Genomic DNA, 19,192 nt, shown 5'->3' with positions numbered 1-19,192 from the left:
GGTCCCTACAGCTTGATCTCGATGTCGACGCCAGCCGGCAGGTCGAGGCGCATGAGCGAGTCGACCGTCTTCGGAGTCGGGTCGATGATGTCGATCAGCCGCTTGTGCGTGCGCATCTCGAAGTGCTCGCGCGAGTCCTTGTACTTGTGCGGCGAGCGGATAACGCAGAAACGGTTGATCTCCGTGGGCAGCGGCACCGGGCCCGCGACCTGCGCCCCGGTGCGCGTCACCGTCTCGACGATCTTCCGAGCCGAGGAGTCGACGACCTCGTGGTCATAGGCCTTGAGCCGGATGCGGATCTTCTGTCCCGCCATGGTGGCTTCTGTTCCTTCTCTCGATGCCGCTGTGTTGCGGGCGCCTGTACCGGCTGGCACAGGCCCACTTCGCCGACCCCCGCGGTCGGGCGTGTCGCGCCCTCGGGCCGGGCTCCGCCCTGGGACTCCAGAGCGGTCCTGACCGCGCGGTGGGTCAAGGCGCCGATCGCAATTACCGCGACCTGAACGCCGTGCGAGGGTGGTTGGCGGCGAGGCCGCCAACCACCCTACGCTCGACTGTCCCGTCACCCGGAGGTTCAGCGAAAGCCGAACACAGGCGACGAACTGTCGTTACGCAACCTGACTAGTATGCCGCACGACCGGCGGCGGGTCTAATCGGGGTTACCTAGCTCACTTGATGATCTTGGTGACGAACCCGGCGCCGACGGTGCGGCCACCCTCGCGGATCGCGAACTTGAGGTTCTCCTCCATGGCGATGGGCTGGATCAGCTTCACCGCCATGGTGGTGTTGTCACCCGGCATGACCATCTCGGTGCCCTCGGGGAGCGTGACGACACCGGTGACGTCCGTGGTCCGGAAGTAGAACTGCGGACGGTAGTTCTGGAAGAACGGGGTGTGCCGGCCGCCCTCCTCCTTGGAGAGGATGTAGACCGTCGCCTCGAACTCCGTGTGCGGGGTCGTGGTGCCCGGCTTGACGACCACCATGCCGCGCTCGACGTCCTCGCGCTTGATGCCACGCAGCAGCAGACCGACGTTCTCGCCCGCGCGGGCCTCGTCGAGCAGCTTGCGGAACATCTCGATGCCGGTGCAGACCGTCTTCTGCGACTTCTCGCGGATACCGACGAGCTCCACCTCCTCGTTCGGCTTGAGGATGCCGCGCTCCGCGCGACCGGTGACGACGGTGCCACGACCGGTGATCGTGAAGACGTCCTCGATCGGCATGAGGAACGGCTTCTCGGTCTCGCGCTCCGGCTGCGGGATCGCGGTGTCGACCGCGGTCATCAGGTCCAGGAGCTTGCCGGTCCACTCGGGGTCACCCTCGAGGGCCTTCAGCGCCGAGACCCGCACGACCGGCAGGTCGTCACCCGGGTACTCCTGCGCCGAGAGCAGCTCGCGGACCTCGAGCTCGACGAGCTCCAGGAGCTCCTCGTCGTCGACCATGTCGCTCTTGTTGAGCGCCACGACGATGTACGGCACGCCGACCTGACGGGCCAGCAGCACGTGCTCGCGGGTCTGCGGCATCGGGCCGTCGGTCGCCGCGACCACCAGGATCGCGCCGTCCATCTGCGCGGCACCGGTGATCATGTTCTTGATGTAGTCCGCGTGGCCGGGGCAGTCGACGTGCGCGTAGTGCCGCGCCTCGGTCTGGTACTCGACGTGCGCGATCGAGATCGTGATGCCGCGGGCCTTCTCCTCCGGCGCCTTGTCGATCTCGTCGAACGGCGTGTAAGGGTTCAGGTCGGGGTACTGGTCGTGCAGGACCTTGGTGATGGCCGCCGTCAGCGTCGTCTTACCGTGGTCGATGTGACCAATGGTGCCGATGTTGACGTGCGGCTTAGTCCGCTCGAACTTCGCCTTCGCCACTGGTGTCCTCCTGTGGACTTCTTGGTTCGTACGCCCGGCGCGCCGGTCGGCGCTTAGGACTCTGTCGACAGCCTTTCCGGCCTGACGGCCGGAGAGCTTTTGTGGGTTCTGCGGCGATGAAGCCTACAGGCCCGGTCTCACGCAACCCGATCGTGGTGGCCGCGGGCGGGTGAATCCTCCCGCGACCGACCACGAATCACCTGCTCGGGGACATTACTCGCCCGTTGCCTTGGCGATGATTTCCTTCGCGACGTTCTGCGGAACCTCGGCGTAGGAGTCGAACTGCATGCTGTAGCTAGCCCGGCCCTGGGTCTTCGACCGCAGGTCGCCGACGTAGCCGAACATCTCCGACAACGGCACCAGAGCCCTCACGATGCGGGCGCCACTGCGCTCCTCCATCGCCTGGATCAGGCCGCGGCGGGAGTTGAGGTCGCCGATGACGTCACCCATGTTCTCCTCAGGAGTGGTGACCTCAACGGCCATCATCGGCTCGAGCAACGCCGGGTCGGCCTTGCGGGCCGCGTCCTTCATCACCATCGAGCCGGCGATCTTGAATGCCATTTCCGACGAGTCGACCTCGTGGTACTGGCCGTCCAGCAGGGTCAGTTTGACACCGACCAGCGGGAAGCCGGCGAGAATGCCGTACTGCATCGCGTCCTGCGCGCCCGCGTCCACCGACGGGATGAACTCCCGGGGGATGCGGCCACCGCTGACGGCGTTCGCGAACTCGTAGGTCGGCGAGTCGTTGTCCAGCGGCAGCGGCTCGATGCTCACGATGACCCGCGCGTACTGGCCGGAACCACCGGTCTGCTTCTTGTGGGTGTACTCGACCTTGTCCACCTTGCGGCGGATGGTCTCGCGGTACGCCACCTGCGGCTTGCCGACGTTGGCCTCGACGTTGAACTCGCGCCGCATCCGGTCGACCAGGATGTCCAGGTGCAGCTCGCCCATGCCGGAGATGACCGTCTGACCGGTCTCCTCGTCCAGCCGGACGCGGAAGGTCGGGTCCTCCTCGGCCAGCCGCTGGATGGCGGTGCCCAGCTTCTCCTGGTCGGACTTGGTCTTCGGCTCGATCGCCACCGAGATGACCGGCTCCGGGAAGGTCATCGACTCCAGGATCACCGGGTTCGCCGGGTCGGAGAGCGTGTCGCCGGTGGTGGTCTGCTTGAGGCCCTGCACCGCGATGATGTCGCCGGCCTGCGCCGACGCACGCTCTTCCCGCTTGTTGGCGTGCATCTGGTAGATCTTGCCGATCCGCTCCTTGCGGTCCTTGGTGGAGTTGACCACCTGGGAGCCGGATTCGAGCAGGCCGGAGTAGACCCGGACGTAGGTGAGCTTGCCCAGGTGCTTGTCCGTCTGGATCTTGAAAGCCAGTCCGGAGAACGGCTCCGACTTGGACGGCTTCCGAATCAGCGGGGTCTCGCCGTCGGTGGCCGTACCCTCGATCGCCGGAACGTCCAGCGGCGACGGCAGGAAGTCGATCACGGCGTCGAGCATCGGCTGGACGCCCTTGTTCTTGAACGCCGAGCCGCAGAGCACCGGGTTGGCCTTGCCGGCGATGGTGGCGCGCCGGATGGCGGCCTTAATCTCCTCGACGGAGACCTCATCGCCTTCCAGGTACTTCTCCATCACCGCGTCGTCGACGTCGGCGAGGGTCTCCATCAGCTTCTCGCGCCACTCGGCCGCGGAGTCGGCCAGCTCGGCCGGAATCTCCTCGACCGCGTAGTCGTCACCCTTCTGGGTCTCCCCACGCCAGGTGAGCGCGCGCATGCCGATCAGGTCGACGACGCCGATGTGGTCGCCCTCGAGCCCGATCGGGATCTGGAGCACCAGCGGGGTGGCGTTGAGCCGGTCGATCATCATCTGCACGCAGCGGAAGAAGTCGGCGCCGGTCCGGTCGAGCTTGTTGACGAAGCACATCCGCGGGACGTTGTACTTGTCGGCCTGCCGCCAGACGTTCTCCGTCTGCGGCTCCACGCCGGCGACACCGTCGTAGACAGCGACCGCACCATCCAGCACCCGCAGCGACCGCTCGACCTCGACCGTGAAGTCGACGTGGCCGGGCGTGTCGATGATCTGGATCGTGTGGCCCTTCCACTCACACTTGGTAGCAGCGGAGGTGATGGTGATACCACGCTCCTGCTCCTGCTCCATCCAGTCCATGACGGCAGCGCCCTCGTGGACCTCACCGATCTTGTACGTGATGCCGGTGTAGAACAGGATCCGCTCGGTGGTCGTGGTCTTACCGGCATCGATGTGCGCCATGATGCCGATGTTGCGTACGTTGGCGAGCGCGTCTGCGGCGGCCACTTCAATCCCTACTTATCGTCGTCTCGACTCAACTGGTGGCGGTTCCGGCGCCCGAGGGCGCCGGAACCAGGGTGTTACCAGCGGTAGTGCGCGAAGGCCTTGTTGGACTCGGCCATCTTGTGCGTGTCCTCGCGCCGCTTGACGGCGGCACCGAGGCCGTTGCTCGCGTCCAGCAGCTCGTTCATCAGCCGCTCGACCATGGTCTTCTCACGCCGGGCGCGGGAGTACGTGACCAGCCAGCGCAGGCCCAGCGTGGTCGCCCGGGTGGGGCGAACCTCGACCGGAACCTGGTAGGTGGCGCCACCGACACGACGGCTACGCACCTCGAGGGTCGGCTTCACGTTGTCCATCGCCCGCTTGAGGGTGACGACCGGGTCGGTGCCGGACTTCTCGCGGCAGCCCTCGAGGGCCGCGTACACGATCGACTCGGCGAGCTGACGCTTGCCGCGCAGCAGGATCTTGTTCACCAGCTGGGTGACCAGCGGCGAGTTGTACACCGGGTCAGCGACCAGCGGCCGCCGCGGAGCGGGTCCCTTACGCGGCATGTCAGCTCTTCTCCTTCTTCGCGCCGTAACGGCTGCGCGCCTGCTTGCGGTTGCGGACACCCTGGGTGTCCAGCGAGCCGCGAACGATCTTGTAACGCACGCCGGGGAGGTCCTTCACCCGGCCGCCGCGAACGAGCACGATCGAGTGCTCCTGCAGGTTGTGACCGACGCCCGGGATGTAGGCGGTCACCTCGATCTGGCTGCTGAGCTTCACACGAGCGACCTTGCGCAGCGCCGAGTTCGGCTTCTTCGGGGTGGTGGTGTACACGCGGGTGCACACGCCGCGCCGCTGAGGGGAACCCTTCAGCGCCGGGGTCTTGGTCTTGCTCGTCTTCGCCTGGCGGCCCTTTCGGACCAGCTGCTGGATCGTGGGCACCGGGTTTCTCCGCTCCCTTCGGCCGCAGTCCTGCGGCCGCGCCGTCTGCTCGTTAGCCGGCCTGATGACCGGCTCTCCTACATTCCGACCAGGGCCACCTCGCGGAGGTCCCGGCACCCGCGGTCGGGCGTGTCGCCCAACTCACGGTCCCGGTGCGGACGCTTGCGCGGACGTACCGGGTTCTGTCACCGGCACGCGAGTCGCCCCGCCCCGGATCTTTGGCTTGTCGTGCCGCCGTCCGTACTCCGGATCCAGCGCACGCACGAGTTGCCCGGGCATGCCCGGGCACAAGGGGAAAGAGTACCTACCACAGCCGCCCAGGTCAAAACGGAATGGCCCTGCGACCGTCTCACACCCGCCGGCCGGATCTCGTCCTGCCCCGTCGCCCGCGATGGGCACCTACAGATACAAGTGTACCGGCTTCTCCGGAGAACCACCCGTCGCCCCCGGGGCGGGCACCGACGACCCGACGCCCGACCCACGTCGACCAGTCCGGGCGCCCGATCGGAGGGTGACCGGCCTCACGCCAGGGAGATCGCCAGCGCCAGGCCCAGACCCAGCAGGCTCAGCAGTGCCCCCGCCGCCCCGCAGCTGATCGCCGCGACCGCCAGGCCCCGGCCGGTGAAGCGGACCGCCGGTGGTTGGGCCGGCCGGCGGATCTGCCGCTGACCGAGCAGGCCGGCGCCGATCGCGGCCACCCCGGCCAGCACGCCGAGCACGGTGAACGCCCCGGACGCCCAGACCCCGCCGGCGTTCGCGCCGACCACCCCGAAACAGATCACCAGCAGCGAGACCAGGATCGACGCGATCCCGGCCACCAGCGCCCCGACGGCCAGCCCCGAGGTGACCGGGGGCACATCCAGGTAGACGACACCGAACGGGGTGCCTGGCACCGGCTCCACCCGCTTCGGCGGCCGCCGCTGGTCGTCGGTGGGCGGCGGCGGCACCGGCCGACCCGGCGCGAGCCCCCAGCCCGGGCCGTGACCCGGCATCGGCTGACCCCATCCCGCCGCCGCACCAGGCCCGCCCGCCGGGGCGGACGACGGCTGCACCCAACCGTGCGCGGCCGGGTACGTGTGACCGGAACCAGGCGGGGTCGCGCCCCATCCGGGCGGTGGCGCCCCCCAACCGGGGGCTGACGTGGGATGGGGCGGCGTACCCCAACCGGGCCCGACGGCGGGCGGGTTGCCCCGGTCGGGCGGAGCACCCGGGTCGGGTGAGGCGGCGGGCCAGCCCGGCTGCCCGCTCGGATCGGGTCGCGCCCAGCCGCTCGACTCGGACCCGCCCGGGGCGGGAGCCGACGCGCCAGGGTGCCCGGCCGGATCGTCCGCCGGGGGCCGCGCCGGTTCCGTCACGAGGTCCTCCTGTCACAGGGCCGCCACCGCCGCGCGGCGGACACCCGTCAGGCTACCGCCGGGGCGCCGCCGCCCCGACGGGCACGGCCGCGGGCGGCTCAGTCCATGTTCGAGGGGTAGTCGTGGCCGAACGGCGCGCCGGCCAACCGGACCACCCCGATCACCACCGCGGCCACCACGCTTACCGCGACCAGCACCAGACCGGCCCAGGCGAGCCGCTCCCCCCGCCGCAGCCAGGTGCCACCGGTCAGGAAACCCCCCGAGGCGTACGCCTCACGGCGCGCCTGCCGCGCCAGGTGGAGTGCCACCGTCGCGGGCACCACCCCGCCGATGAACAGGCCGGTCAGCATGCCGAGCAGCCCCAGCGCGAAGACCGCCCGCGCCTTGGTGGAGCGGACCGGGTCGGGATCGAGCGGGTGGCGCAGGCCCTGCTGCGCGACGGACACCTGCTCGGGCGCGGTCGTCATGCCTCCATCATGCCGAACCCGGTCCGCGGGTGGGCTGCTCCGGACGCGACGAGGCCCCCGGCGGATGCCGGGGGCCTCGTCGTGCGGTTGGTGCTTAGCGGTACGACCCGAAGTCGAAGTCGTCCAGCGGCACAGCCTGCCCGCTGGCCGGCCCGAAGCCGTAGTCGGTCTCCGGGTACCCGGTCATCGAGTAGACCTTGGCCTTGGCCTCCTCGGTCGGCTCCACCCGGACGTTGCGGTACTTGCTGATGCCGGTACCCGCCGGGATGAGCTTGCCGATGATCACGTTCTCCTTGAGGCCGACCAGCGAGTCGCTGCGCGAGTTGATCGCAGCGTCGGTCAGCACCCGGGTGGTCTCCTGGAAGGAGGCCGCCGAGAGCCAGGAGTCCGTGGCCAGCGAGGCCTTGGTGATACCCATCAGCACCGGACGACCGGCGGCGGGCTCGCCGCCCTCCGAGACGAGCCGGCGGTTCTCCGACTCGAACAGCGCCCGGTCGACAAGCACACCCGGCAGGAACTCGGTCGAGCCGGAGTCGATGACCGTCACCCGCTTGAGCATCTGGCGGATGATGATCTCGATGTGCTTGTCGTGGATGAGCACGCCCTGCGAGCGGTAGACCTCCTGGACCTCCTGGGTCAGGTGGACCTGGACCGCCCGTGGACCCATGATCCGCAGAAGCTCGTGCGGGTCGATGGTGCCCTCGGTCAGCTTCTCGCCGACCGCGACGTGACCGCCGTCGTGGGTCCGCAGCCGGACCCGCTTGGAGATCTTGTCGTAGACGATCTCGTCGCTGCCGTCGTCCGGCACCACGATGATCTTCCGCGAGCGCTCGCCGTCCTCGATCCGGATCCGACCCGGGGTGTCGGCGATGGGCGCCTTACCCTTCGGGACCCGGGCCTCGAAGATCTCCTGGACACGCGGCAGACCCTGGGTGATGTCCTCACCCGCGACGCCACCGGTGTGGAAGGTACGCATCGTCAGCTGCGTACCCGGCTCACCGATCGACTGGGCGGCGATGATGCCGACCGCCTCGCCGACGTCCACGGTCTTGCCGGTCGGCAGCGAGCGCCCGTAGCAGGCACCGCAGACACCCAGCTTCGACTCGCAGGTGAGCACACTGCGCACCCGGACCGTCTCCACGCCGGCGGCGACGATCTTGTCGACCCCGATGGAGTTGATGTCCTGACCCCGCTCGGCGACGACGGTGCCGTCCGGCCCCTTGATGTCGTCGGCCAGGGTACGGGCGTGCACGCTGGTCTCGGCGTGCTCGTGCACGACCAGCCTGCCGTCCTCCAGGCGCTCGCCGATCTGCATCGGGATCGCCCGGTCGGTGCCGCAGTCCTCCTCGCGGATGATCACGTCCTGCGAGACGTCCACCAGACGACGGGTCAGGTAACCCGAGTCGGCGGTCCGCAGCGCGGTGTCGGCGAGACCCTTACGGGCACCGTGCGTGGAGATGAAGTACTCCAGCACGGACAGACCCTCCCGGTAGCTGGCCTTGATCGGCCGCGGGATGATCTCGCCCTTCGGGTTGGCCACCAGACCACGGATCGCCGCGATCTGCCGGAGCTGGAGCAGGTTACCGCGGGCACCCGAGTTGATCATCTTCCACAGTGGGTTCTCCTGCGGAAGCGCGGTGTCCATCTCCTTGGCGACCTCGTTGGTCGCCTTGGTCCAGATCTCGATGAGCTCGCCGCGACGCTCCTCGGCGGTCATCAGACCACGCTGGTACTGCTTGTCGATCCGGTCGGCTTCCTTCTCGTACTTCGCCAGGATCTCCGCCTTGCGCGGAGGAGCGATGACGTCCTCCATGCCGATCGTCACGCCGGACCAGGTGGCCCAGTGGAAACCGGCCTCCTTGAGCCCGTCCAGGGTGGCGGCCAACGCCACCTTGGGGAAGCGCTCGGCGAGGTCGTTGACGATCGCGGAGAGCTGACCCTTGCGGATCTCGTAGTTCACGAAGCGGTAGCCCTGCGGCAGCGTCTCGTTGAACAGCACCCGGCCCAGGGTGGTCTCCACGGTCAGCGGGTCACCCTCGACCCAGCCCTCCGGGGCGGTCCACGGCTCGGCACCGGCGCCGTTGTCGACCCCGATCACGCCGCGCAGCCGGATCCGCACCGGCGCCTGCAGGTGCAGCTCGCCGTTGTCGAAGGCCATCCGCGTCTCGGCGTCCGAGCCGAACGCCCGGCCCTCGCCCTTCTCACCGGGGGTGAGGTGGGTGAGGTGGTAGAGACCGATGACCATGTCCTGGGTGGGCATGGTGACCGGCTTGCCGTCGGCCGGCTTGAGGATGTTGTTCGACGACAGCATCAGGATCCGCGCCTCGGCCTGGGCCTCGGCGGACAGCGGCACGTGTACCGCCATCTGGTCACCGTCGAAGTCGGCGTTGAACGCGGTGCAGACCAGCGGGTGGATCTGGATCGCCTTGCCCTCGACCAGCTGCGGCTCGAAGGCCTGGATGCCCAGGCGGTGCAGGGTCGGTGCCCGGTTGAGCAGCACCGGGTGCTCCCCGATGACCTCTTCCAGCACGTCCCACACGACCGGGCGCTGACGCTCGACCATCCGCTTGGCGGACTTGATGTTCTGCGCGTGGTTGAGGTCGACCAGCCGCTTCATCACGAACGGCTTGAACAGCTCCAGCGCCATCTGCTTGGGCAGGCCGCACTGGTGCAGCTTGAGCTTCGGGCCGACCACGATGACCGAACGGCCGGAGTAGTCGACGCGCTTGCCCAGCAGGTTCTGCCGGAACCGGCCCTGCTTGCCCTTGAGCATGTCGGACAGCGACTTGAGCGGGCGGTTACCCGGACCGGTGACCGGCCGGCCGCGGCGGCCGTTGTCGAACAGCGCGTCGACGGCCTCCTGGAGCATCCGCTTCTCGTTGTTGACGATGATCTCGGGCGCGCCGAGGTCGATCAGCCGCTTGAGGCGGTTGTTCCGGTTGATCACGCGGCGGTACAGGTCGTTCAGGTCCGAGGTCGCGAAACGGCCACCGTCGAGCTGCACCATCGGGCGCAGGTCCGGCGGGATGACCGGGACGCAGTCCAGCACCATGCCGAGCGGCGAGTTGCGGGTGTTCAGGAACGCCGCCACGACCTTGAGCCGCTTGAGCGCCCGGATCTTCCGCTGGCCCTTGCCGGACCGGATGGTCTCCCGCAGGCTCTCGGCCTCGGCGTCGAGGTCCATGTTCTGGACCAGCGCCTTGATCGCCTCGGCGCCCATGGAACCGGTGAAGTACTCACCGAACCGGTCGCGCAGCTCGCGGTAGAGCAGCTCGTCGGTGACCAGCTGCTTCGGCTCCAGCTTGCGGAAGGTGTCCAGCACCTCGTCCAGGCGGTCGATCTCGCGCTGGGCCCGGTCGCGGATCTGGCGCATCTCGCGCTCTCCGCCCTCCTTGACCTTGCGCCGGACGTCCGCCTTGGCACCCTCGGCCTCCAGCTCGGCCAGGTCGGCCTCGAGCTTGGCGGCCCGCTTCTCGATCTCCGAGTCGCGGCTGTTCTCGGACTGCCGCTTCTCGGCCAGGATCTCGTTCTCGATCGTCGAGAGGTCACGGTGACGCGACTCCGCGTCCACGCTCGTCACGACGTACGAGGCGAAGTAGATGATCTTCTCGAGGTCCTTGGGGGCGAGGTCCAGCAGGTAGCCCAGCCGGCTCGGCACGCCCTTGAAGTACCAGATGTGGGTCACCGGAGCAGCGAGCTCGATGTGCCCCATCCGCTCACGACGGACCTTGGAGCGGGTCACCTCGACGCCGCAGCGCTCACAGATGATGCCCTTGAACCGGACGCGCTTGTACTTACCGCAGTAGCACTCCCAGTCCCGCTGCGGACCGAAGATCTTCTCGCAGAAGAGCCCGTCCTTCTCCGGCTTCAGGGTGCGGTAGTTGATCGTCTCAGGCTTCTTGACCTCGCCGTGCGACCACTGACGGATGTCGTCGGCGGTGGCGAGACCAATGCGCAGCTCGTCGAAGAAGTTGACGTCGAGCACTATGTCCCCTATGTCGTCGTCTGTACTGCTACTACTCGGGCGAGGTCGGGGGCCGGCTTACCGGCCCCCGACCGCTCACCTCAGACCTCTTCGACCGAGCTCGGCTCGCGCCGGGACAGGTCGATGCCCAGCTCCTCGGCGGCCCGGAACACCTCGTCGTCGGTCTCGCGCATCTCCAGGGCCACGCCGTCGCTGGACAGCACCTCAACGTTGAGGCACAGCGACTGCAGCTCCTTGAGCAGCACCTTGAACGACTCCGGGATGCCCGGCTCCGGGATGTTCTCGCCCTTGACGATGGCCTCGTAGACCTTCACCCGGCCGAGAACGTCGTCGGACTTGATCGTGAGCAGCTCCTGCAGGGCGTACGCGGCACCGTACGCCTGCATCGCCCAGCACTCCATCTCACCGAAGCGCTGACCACCGAACTGCGCCTTACCACCCAGCGGCTGCTGCGTGATCATCGAGTACGGGCCGGTCGACCGTGCGTGGATCTTGTCGTCGACCAGGTGGTTGAGCTTCAGGATGTAGATGTAGCCGACCGCGATCGGGTCCGGCAGCGGCTCGCCGGAACGACCGTCGAACAGCTGCGCCTTGCCGCTGGCGCCGATCAGCTGGTTGCCGTCCCGGTTGGGCAGGGTCGACGAGAGCAGACCGGCGATCTCCTCCTCGCGGGCACCGTCGAAGACCGGGGTGGCCACGTTGGTGTCCCCCTCCGACTCGTCGGCGCCGATCGAGCGCAGCTGCTTCTTCCAGGACGCGTCGTCGCCCTCGACCTTCCAGCCGGTCTTGGCGACCCAGCCGAGGTGGGTCTCGAGCACCTGGCCGATGTTCATCCGGCTCGGCACACCCAGCGGGTTGAGCACGATGTCGACGGGGGTGCCGTCCTCAAGGAACGGCATGTCCTCGATCGGCAGGATCTTGGAGATGACGCCCTTGTTGCCGTGCCGGCCGGCGAGCTTGTCGCCGTCCTGGATCTTCCGCTTCTGGGCGACGTAGACCCGGACCAGCTCGTTGACACCCGGAGGCAGCTCGTCGCCGTCCTCACGGGAGAAGGTACGCACACCGATGACCGTGCCGGTCTCGCCGTGCGGCACCTTCAGCGAGGTGTCCCGGACCTCACGCGCCTTCTCACCGAAGATCGCGCGGAGCAGCCGCTCCTCCGGGGTCAGCTCGGTCTCGCCCTTCGGCGTGACCTTGCCGACCAGGATGTCGCCGGGGACGACCTCGGCACCGATCCGGATGATGCCGCGCTCGTCGAGGTCGGCGAGCATTTCCTCGCTGACGTTCGGGATGTCGCGGGTGATCTCCTCCGGGCCGAGCTTGGTGTCCCGGGCGTCGACCTCGTGCTCCTCGATGTGGATCGAGGTGAGCACGTCCTGCTGCACGAGGCGCTGCGACAGGATGATCGCGTCCTCGTAGTTGTGGCCCTCCCAGCACATGAACGCCACGAGCAGGTTGCGCCCGAGCGCCATCTCGCCCTCGTCGGTGCAGGGACCGTCGGCGATGACCTGACCGGCCTCGACGCGGTCGCCCTCGAAGACGACCGGCTTCTGGTTGACGCAGGAGCCGGCGTTGGAGCGGCGGAACTTGTGCAGCAGGTACGTCCGGCGGTGGCCGTCGTCCTGGTGGATGGTGACGTAGTCGGCGCAGAGATCCTCGATCACACCGCCGACCTCGGCGACCACCACGTCGCCAGCGTCGACCGCGGCCCGGTACTCCATGCCCGTACCCACCAGCGGCGCCTCGGCCTTGACCAGCGGCACCGCCTGGCGCTGCATGTTCGCGCCCATCAGTGCCCGGTTGGCGTCGTCGTGCTCGAGGAACGGGATCATGGCGGTCGCGACCGAGACCATCTGCCGCGGCGACACGTCCATGTAGTCGACGGCACCGGGGACGACGTCCTCGGTCTCGCCACCCTTACGGCGGCACAGGACCCGGTCCTCGGCGAACGTGCCGTCAGCCTTCAGCGGCGCGTTGGCCTGGGCCTTGACGAACCGGTCCTCCTCGTCCGCGGTCAGGTAGTCGATCTGGTCGGTGACCCGACCCTCGACGACCTTCCGGTACGGCGTCTCGATGAAGCCGAACGGGTTGACCCGGGCGAAGGTGGACAGCGCGCCGATGAGGCCGATGTTCGGGCCTTCCGGCGTCTCGATCGGGCACATCCGGCCGTAGTGGGACGGGTGCACGTCGCGGACCTCGAAGCCGGCCCGCTCCCGGGACAGACCACCCGGGCCGAGCGCGCTCAGCCGGCGCCGGTGGGTCAGGCCCGCCAGCGGGTTGGTCTGGTCCATGAACTGGGACAGCTGCGACGTCCCGAAGAACTCCTTGATCGCCGCCACCACCGGGCGGATGTTGATCAGGGTCTGCGGGGTGATCGCCTCGACGTCCTGCGTGGTCATCCGCTCGCGGACGACCCGCTCCATCCGGGACAGGCCGACCCGAACCTGGTTCTGGATCAGCTCACCCACTGTGCGCAGGCGCCGGTTGCCGAAGTGGTCGATGTCGTCGGCCTCGTAGCCCTCCTCACCGGCGTGCAGCCGGCAGAGGTACTCCACTGTGGCGACGATGTCGTCCTCGGTCAGCGTGCCGGTGGTGATCGGCACGTCGACTTCGAGCTTCTTGTTGAACTTGTAGCGCCCGACCTTGGCGACGTCGTACCTCTTCGGGTTGAAGAAGAGGTTGTCGAGCAGGGTCTGGGCGTTCTCGCGCGTCGGCGGCTCGCCAGGGCGGAGCTTGCGGTAGATGTCGAGCAGGGCCTCGTCCTGGCCGCCGATGTGGTCCTTCTCGAGCGTGGTCATCATCAGCTCGGACCAGCCGAACCGCTCACGGATCCGCTCGGCCGACCATCCGATGGCCTTGAGCAGGACGGTGACGGCCTGCCGACGCTTGCGGTCGATGCGTACGCCGACCGTGTCGCGCTTGTCGATGTCAAACTCCAGCCAGGCACCCCGACTCGGGATGACCTTGACGCTGGAGAGGTCGCGGTCGGAGGTCTTGTCCGGCTGCTTGTCGAAGTACACGCCCGGAGACCGGACGAGCTGGCTGACCACGACGCGCTCGGTGCCGTTGATGACGAAGGTGCCCTTGGGCGTCATCATCGGGAAGTCACCCATGAACACCGTCTGGCTCTTGATCTCGCCAGTGGTGTTGTTGGTGAACTCCGCGGTCACGAAGAGCGGAGCGCAGTAGGTCAGGTCCTTCTCCTTGCACTCCTCGATCGAGGCCTTGACCTCGTCGAAGCGCGGCGCCGAGAAGGAGAGCGACATGGTGCCGGAGAAGTCCTCAATGGGACTGATCTCTTCGAGGATCTCCGCGAGACCCGAGCGTGCGTGCGGGTCGTCCGCCGACCGGCCCTGCCAACCCTCGTTGCCGACGAGCCAGTCGAAGGACTCGTTCTGGATGGCGAGGAGGTTGGGGACCTCGAGGTGTTCGGTGATCCTGCCGAATGAAACTCGGCGGGGCGCGAATGCGCTCGACGTACGACTGGTCTTCGCAGGGCGGGAAGCTGCCAAGATGCGTCCTTCCGAGGACCGGTGCTGCAGAACGGCTGGTACGCGTGCACTCCAATGACCCCACCAGAAATATCCGTAAACGGACATTTCCGAGCAGGGGTCAAGTCGGAAGGCAGCGCAAACTAGCAGTGTAGCCGAGAGGCTAACCGCTGTCCAGCCCACCCCGCAGGTTGTTGCGGAACGTGCCTCGGCCCCCGTGAACCGGGGTCTGCCGGGCCGCTCGGAACGCAACGTTCCCGCTGGGCCGCTCGGGTTGCTGCGGCCGATGGTGCCGCCGCTGTCATTACCCACGTCGTGGCCGTCGCAAGCGCGGTGTCTTGCTGGTGTCAGCGTGCCTGCCAGGCCGGGGCCGCGTCAAGGGCCGGTATCCGGGTCGGGCCGTCTTTCCCACCGAAGGGCGACCCGTCGCGCTCGTTCGGGTCATCGGGACAGGGGGTCGGCGCCCAGCTCAGGACGGCTGTCGCCGGGTTCGGCAACACGGCGGGCGGCGATCCGTGTCGGATCGCCGCCCGTCGCGACGCGATCGTGTCCCAGCTCGCCGAGCCGGGCACGCGCTGGTGGAACGTCAGGTCACTTGAGGGTGACCTTGGCGCCCTCGCCCTCGAGCTTGGCCTTCGCCTTCTCGGCGGTCTCCTTGTTGACCTTCTCCAGGATGGCCTTCGGCGCGGACTCGACCGCGTCCTTGGCCTCCTTGAGGCCCAGGCCGGTCAGCTCACGCACGACCTTGATGACCTGGATCTTCTTGCCACCGTCAGCCTCGAGGACGACGTCGAACTCGTCCTTCTCCGGCTCGGCCTCGGCGGCGGCCGGAGCCCCACCCGCGGCGGCCACGGCGACCGGGGCCGCGGCGGTGACCTCGAAGGTCTCCTCGAACTGCTTCACGAACTCGGAGAGCTCGATCAGCGTCATCTCCTTGAACGCGTCGAGCAGCTCGTCGGTGCTGAGCTTCGCCATGTCTGGCGTCCTTTCCTGAATCTGTTAAGTAAGAACTGGTGCGCCGGGAGACCGTCAGGCCGCCTCGGCGCTCTCCTTCTCGCGCTTGTCCTGCAGGGCAACCGCCAGACGGGCGGTCTTCGACAGCGGGGCCTGGAACAGGGCCGCGGCCTTGCTCAGGTTGCCCTTCATCGCGCCGGCCAGCTTGGCCAGCAGCACCTCGCGGGACTCCAGGTCGGCGAGCTTCGTGACCTCGGCCGCGGAAATGGCCTTGCCCTCGAAGACACCGCCCTTGATGACGAGCTTCGGGTTGGCCTTCGCGAAGTCGCGAAGCCCCTTCGCCGCCTCGACGACGTCGCCCGAAACGAAAGTCAGCGCGGTAGGACCGGTGAACAGCTCGTCGAGGCCGTTGATGCCCGCGTCCGTCGCAGCACGCTTCGCCAGCGTGTTCTTCGCGACCGTGTAGCTGGTCTCGGCGCCGAGCGAGCGCCGCAGCTGGGTGAGCTGGGAGACCGTCAGACCGCGGTACTCGGTCAGCACGGTGGCGCCCGCGTTGCGGAAGCTCTCGGTCAGCTCTGCGACGGCCGTGGCCTTGTCGGCCCGGATCGGCTTGTCCGCCATGTCCCTCCTCTCTCGTTACTCGAGGCTGGTCCCCGTCACGGCCGGAGCCTGAACGGGGGCGGAGGCAGCACGACAACGAAAAAGCCCCGGCGCAGGGCGCACGGGGCGAGGGCCGGCGGATCGTCACGGTCGGCGGACCATGCTCACTGCCGAGTTACGCTTGCCGCCCTACGCGGGTCGCCCGTTGTCGCGGGACCTTCGACCGTGCCGAAGCACGGTGACCAGCGGTCTCTGGGTGGTTCCTCATCCATGACAGGCACGGATGACGGTTGAAGAGTACGCGACCGTTGTGACCAGCACCAAATCGCCCCCTGTGTGCCGGGTCACCGCGGATGGGCGGCCCGAGCCGGTCACGCCCGGGCCCGCCGTCGCCACAGGTAGCCGCCGACCGCCGCGGCGCTCCACGCCAGCGCCCAGGCGGTGAGCCCGAGCAGGGTGAGGGCGGCGGCGTCGCCCGCGGTGGTCCGGGCGGCGGCCATGATCGGCGGTGCCAGCCAGGGGGCAACCGACCCGGTCAGGCCGAGCACCACCGCGCCGACGCCGCCGAGGGCCAGCACCGCGACGCCGTACGCGGCACCGCCCACCGACGCGCGGCTGGCCAGCGCCCCGAGGGCCACCGCAGCGGGTACGACCAGCAGATGCGCCCACAGACCCAGCGCGACACCGACCGGCACCGACCGGTCCGTCGGGTCGACCGGGCCGGTGACCCCGCCGACCAACCACGGGAAGGCCAGCGCGACGGCCACCGCCACCAGCGCCGCCACGCCGGCGGCGAGCAGCCCGGCCAGCCGCTCCCGGGCCACTCCCACCGTCACCTGGGCGAGCCGGCGCTGCACGTCCGGTTCGACGTCCAGCAGGATCTTGGTCTGCCAGGCGAGTACCGGGAACAGCACCACGGCGGAGACGCCGTACGCCTCCGCCGGCTGGGCCCGGCCGCCGCCGTACAGGATGCCGAGCGCGACGAGGCCGGCGAGCAGCGGCGCGACCGCCCGCCCGGTCCGCAGGAAACCGGCCAGTCGCAGCCGGACCAGGGCGGTCATCGGGCGTCCCCAGCAGCGCCATCGACCGCCACGCCGACGCCGTCCATCGCCACCGGCTCGTCCGGTGCCGGGTCGTCACCGCCCGGTCGGGCCGGTGCCGGGGCGGGACGGGCGTCGGTGCGTACCCGCAGCACCTGGTTGCCCTCAGCGCGCAACCGGGCGACGGTGCCGGCGACCCGCGCGGTCGGCACCGCGACCTCGATGACCGCGACCGTCCCGTCCGGCACCGAGGTCTCCTCGACCACCGTGCCGTCGGCCACCGTCCAGTGGCGCGCACCCGGCAGCCGGACCGTCTCGCCACGGTGGTCGCTGACCAGGACCGCCCCGCCGACGGCCAGGACCTCGTCGATCAGCTGCGGCACCAGCTCCCGGGTGGCGGCGTCCAGCCCCTCCCACGGCTCGTCGAGCACCAGCAGGCCCGGCGGGCGCAGCATCGCCTGGGCGAGGCCGACCTTCTGCGCGGTGCCCTTCGACAGCTCCGGCAGCCGGACCGCGCGGAACGCGACAAGCCCCAGCCGGTCCGTCCAGGCCGTCACGGCCTCGTCGGCCGCCGTGCGGTCCAACCCGGCCGCCCGGGCCATCCCGGTCAGGTAGCGCGCCACAGTGAAGGGCTGGTCGGCCGGGAAGCGCTCCGGCACCCAGCCCACTCGCCCGGGCCGGTCGGCGACCCGGCCCCGAGCCGGCCGGAGCACCCCGGCGGCCACCTGGAGCAGGGTCGACTTGCCCACCCCGTTACGGCCCAGCACGACCGCCACCTCACCCGGACCGATCCGCACATCCACGCCCCGCAGCACCCACGGACCACGCCGGCGGTACCGGAACCAGACGTTCTCCAGCCGCATGCGGTCGAGCCTGCCACACCTCAGACGCGCCGGGGCGCCGCCACGGTGGTGGCGGCGCCCCGGTGGAGCTGAAGTGTCGGCTCGGCTCAGGCCTCGGTCGAGTCCTCACGCAGGTTCTTCACCAGGTTGGGGTCGACCGGGACGCCCGGGCCCATCGTGGTGGTCAGGATGACCTTGCGGAGGTACTTGCCCTTCGCCGCGGACGGCTTGGCACGCAGCACCTCGTCGAGCACCGCGGCGTAGTTGTCCACCAGCTGGCTCTCTGAGAAGGAGGCCTTGCCGATGATCAGGTGCAGGTTGGAGTGCTTGTCCACCCGGAAGGTGATCTTGCCGCCCTTGATGTCCTGCACCGCCTTGGTGACGTCCATGGTCACCGTGCCGGTCTTCGGGTTCGGCATGAGACCGCGCGGGCCCAGGATCCGCGCGATCCGGCCGATCTTGGCCATCTGGTCCGGCGTGGCGATCGCCGCGTCGAAGTCGAGCCAACCGCCCTGGATCCGGGCGACCAGCTCGTCGGTGCCCACCTCGTCCGCACCCGCCGCGGTGGCCTCATCGGCCTTCGCGCCGGCGGCGAAGACGATCACGCGGGCGGTCTTACCGGTGCCGTGCGGCAGGTTGACCGTGCCGCGGACCATCTGGTCCGCCTTGCGGGGGTCGACGCCGAGGCGCATGGCGACCTCGACCGTGGCGTCGAACTTGACGTTCGTGGTCTCCTTGGCCAGCTTCACGGCCTCGGAGGGGGTGTAGAGCTTCGACCGGTCGATGACGTCGGCGGCCTTGCGGTAGCTCTTGCTGCGCTGCATTGCTGATTACTCCTGTGGTCTCTGGCGGGCCGCTCGGCGCGGGCCCTCCCACGGTGGTCGGCCGGGGCCGAGGTCAGTCGTTGACGGTGATGCCCATCGACCGGGCGGTGCCGGCGATGATCTTCTCGGCCTGGTCCAGGTCGTTGGCGTTGAGGTCGGCCATCTTCTTCTCGGCGATCTCACGCAGCTGGGCGCGGCTGACCGAGCCGACCTTCTCGCTCTGCGGAACACCCGAGCCCTTCTGCACACCGGCAGCCTTGATCAGCAGTCGGGCGGCGGGCGGGGTCTTCAGCACGAAGGTGAAGGACCGGTCCTCGTACACGCTGATCTCGGCGGGGACGATGTCGCCCCGCTGGGACTCGGTCTGCGCGTTGTAGGACTTGCAGAACTCCATGATGTTCACGCCGTGCTGGCCGAGCGCGGGGCCGACCGGCGGCGCCGGCGTGGCCTGGCCCGCCGGCAGCTGAAGCGTGAACGTCTTGACGAGCTTCTTCTTCGGAGGCATGTCACTTCCTGGGGCTTGGAGCTGGGAAAATGCGGCTGA

Annotated in this window: 15 protein-coding genes; all 15 read right to left on the bottom strand. The window is 68.9% G+C overall.

Annotated features, from left to right (window positions below):
- Positions 1 to 5 precede the first annotated feature (5 nt).
- The 15 genes from rpsJ to rplK all read right to left on the bottom strand — a co-directional run bounded on the left by rpsJ (position 6) and on the right by rplK (position 19,153).
- Positions 6 to 314, bottom strand: a complete 309-nt coding sequence (gene rpsJ / locus GA0070607_RS16070; RefSeq protein ID WP_007073037.1) for a 30S ribosomal protein S10 — start codon at positions 312 to 314, stop codon at positions 6 to 8.
- A 351-nt stretch (positions 315 to 665) separates the two neighbouring features.
- Positions 666 to 1,859, bottom strand: coding sequence for an elongation factor Tu (gene tuf, locus GA0070607_RS16065; RefSeq protein ID WP_089018942.1), 1,194 nt, complete (start codon positions 1,857 to 1,859; stop codon positions 666 to 668).
- Between the two features lie 213 nt (positions 1,860 to 2,072).
- Positions 2,073 to 4,169, bottom strand: coding sequence for an elongation factor G (gene fusA, locus GA0070607_RS16060; protein ID WP_089018941.1), 2,097 nt, complete (start codon positions 4,167 to 4,169; stop codon positions 2,073 to 2,075).
- A 74-nt stretch (positions 4,170 to 4,243) separates the two neighbouring features.
- The gene (gene rpsG / locus GA0070607_RS16055) at positions 4,244 to 4,714 is read right to left on the bottom strand and encodes a 30S ribosomal protein S7 (RefSeq protein ID WP_007465317.1); all 471 of its coding nucleotides are present in this window, start codon (positions 4,712 to 4,714) and stop codon (positions 4,244 to 4,246) included.
- A 1-nt stretch (position 4,715) separates the two neighbouring features.
- Entirely contained in the window at positions 4,716 to 5,090 is a 375-nt protein-coding gene (rpsL, locus tag GA0070607_RS16050) for a 30S ribosomal protein S12 (protein WP_014440718.1), read from the bottom strand.
- A 521-nt stretch (positions 5,091 to 5,611) separates the two neighbouring features.
- Positions 5,612 to 5,992, bottom strand: a complete 381-nt coding sequence (locus tag GA0070607_RS16045; protein WP_089021884.1) for a hypothetical protein — start codon at positions 5,990 to 5,992, stop codon at positions 5,612 to 5,614.
- A 551-nt stretch (positions 5,993 to 6,543) separates the two neighbouring features.
- Positions 6,544 to 6,912, bottom strand: a complete 369-nt coding sequence (locus GA0070607_RS16040; RefSeq protein ID WP_089018940.1) for a hypothetical protein — start codon at positions 6,910 to 6,912, stop codon at positions 6,544 to 6,546.
- A 94-nt stretch (positions 6,913 to 7,006) separates the two neighbouring features.
- The gene (locus tag GA0070607_RS16035; protein ID WP_089018939.1) at positions 7,007 to 10,897 is read right to left on the bottom strand and encodes a DNA-directed RNA polymerase subunit beta'; all 3,891 of its coding nucleotides are present in this window, start codon (positions 10,895 to 10,897) and stop codon (positions 7,007 to 7,009) included.
- 80 nt (positions 10,898 to 10,977) lie between these two features.
- Complete coding sequence (rpoB, locus tag GA0070607_RS16030) at positions 10,978 to 14,409, bottom strand: DNA-directed RNA polymerase subunit beta (RefSeq protein ID WP_089018938.1); 3,432 nt, start codon at positions 14,407 to 14,409, stop codon at positions 10,978 to 10,980.
- 570 nt (positions 14,410 to 14,979) lie between these two features.
- Entirely contained in the window at positions 14,980 to 15,363 is a 384-nt protein-coding gene (gene rplL / locus GA0070607_RS16025; protein ID WP_089018937.1) for a 50S ribosomal protein L7/L12, read from the bottom strand.
- A 54-nt stretch (positions 15,364 to 15,417) separates the two neighbouring features.
- On the bottom strand, positions 15,418 to 15,963 hold the full coding sequence (gene rplJ / locus GA0070607_RS16020; RefSeq protein ID WP_089018936.1) for a 50S ribosomal protein L10: 546 nt from the start codon (positions 15,961 to 15,963) through the stop codon (positions 15,418 to 15,420).
- Positions 15,964 to 16,313: 350 nt separating this feature from the next.
- Positions 16,314 to 17,003, bottom strand: a complete 690-nt coding sequence (locus GA0070607_RS16015; RefSeq protein ID WP_089018935.1) for a hypothetical protein — start codon at positions 17,001 to 17,003, stop codon at positions 16,314 to 16,316.
- Positions 17,000 to 17,845 carry an ABC transporter ATP-binding protein gene (locus GA0070607_RS16010; RefSeq protein WP_089018934.1) on the bottom strand — a complete coding sequence of 282 codons (846 nt, stop codon included), beginning with the start codon at positions 17,843 to 17,845 and terminating at the stop codon, positions 17,000 to 17,002. Before GA0070607_RS16010 ends, GA0070607_RS16015 begins: the two co-directional genes overlap by 4 nt.
- Before the next feature lie 86 nt (positions 17,846 to 17,931).
- The gene (gene rplA, locus GA0070607_RS16005) at positions 17,932 to 18,648 is read right to left on the bottom strand and encodes a 50S ribosomal protein L1 (RefSeq protein ID WP_089018933.1); all 717 of its coding nucleotides are present in this window, start codon (positions 18,646 to 18,648) and stop codon (positions 17,932 to 17,934) included.
- Positions 18,649 to 18,721: 73 nt separating this feature from the next.
- Complete coding sequence (gene rplK, locus GA0070607_RS16000) at positions 18,722 to 19,153, bottom strand: 50S ribosomal protein L11 (RefSeq protein WP_053653970.1); 432 nt, start codon at positions 19,151 to 19,153, stop codon at positions 18,722 to 18,724.
- Positions 19,154 to 19,192: the final 39 nt, after the last annotated feature.

It is taken from the genome of Micromonospora coriariae (genome assembly GCF_900091455.1).
Lineage (GTDB): Bacteria > Actinomycetota > Actinomycetes > Mycobacteriales > Micromonosporaceae > Micromonospora > Micromonospora coriariae.
This window is presented reverse-complemented; position numbering and strand designations above follow the sequence as displayed.

Bases quoted from the DNA above. Each gene is read 5' to 3' on its own strand.
- rpsG (WP_007465317.1), bottom strand. From the start codon at position 4,714: ATGCCGCGTAAGGGACCCGCTCCGCGGCGGCCGCTGGTCGCTGACCCG.
- GA0070607_RS16015 (WP_089018935.1), bottom strand. From the start codon at position 17,003: ATGACCGCCCTGGTCCGGCTGCGACTGGCCGGTTTCCTGCGGACCGGG.
- rplK (WP_053653970.1), bottom strand. From the start codon at position 19,153: ATGCCTCCGAAGAAGAAGCTCGTCAAGACGTTCACGCTTCAGCTGCCG.
- rpsJ (WP_007073037.1), bottom strand. From the start codon at position 314: ATGGCGGGACAGAAGATCCGCATCCGGCTCAAGGCCTATGACCACGAG.
- rplJ (WP_089018936.1), bottom strand. From the start codon at position 15,963: ATGGCGGACAAGCCGATCCGGGCCGACAAGGCCACGGCCGTCGCAGAG.
- rplA (WP_089018933.1), bottom strand. From the start codon at position 18,648: ATGCAGCGCAGCAAGAGCTACCGCAAGGCCGCCGACGTCATCGACCGG.
- GA0070607_RS16040 (WP_089018940.1), bottom strand. From the start codon at position 6,912: ATGACGACCGCGCCCGAGCAGGTGTCCGTCGCGCAGCAGGGCCTGCGC.
- GA0070607_RS16010 (WP_089018934.1), bottom strand. From the start codon at position 17,845: ATGCGGCTGGAGAACGTCTGGTTCCGGTACCGCCGGCGTGGTCCGTGG.
- rplL (WP_089018937.1), bottom strand. From the start codon at position 15,363: ATGGCGAAGCTCAGCACCGACGAGCTGCTCGACGCGTTCAAGGAGATG.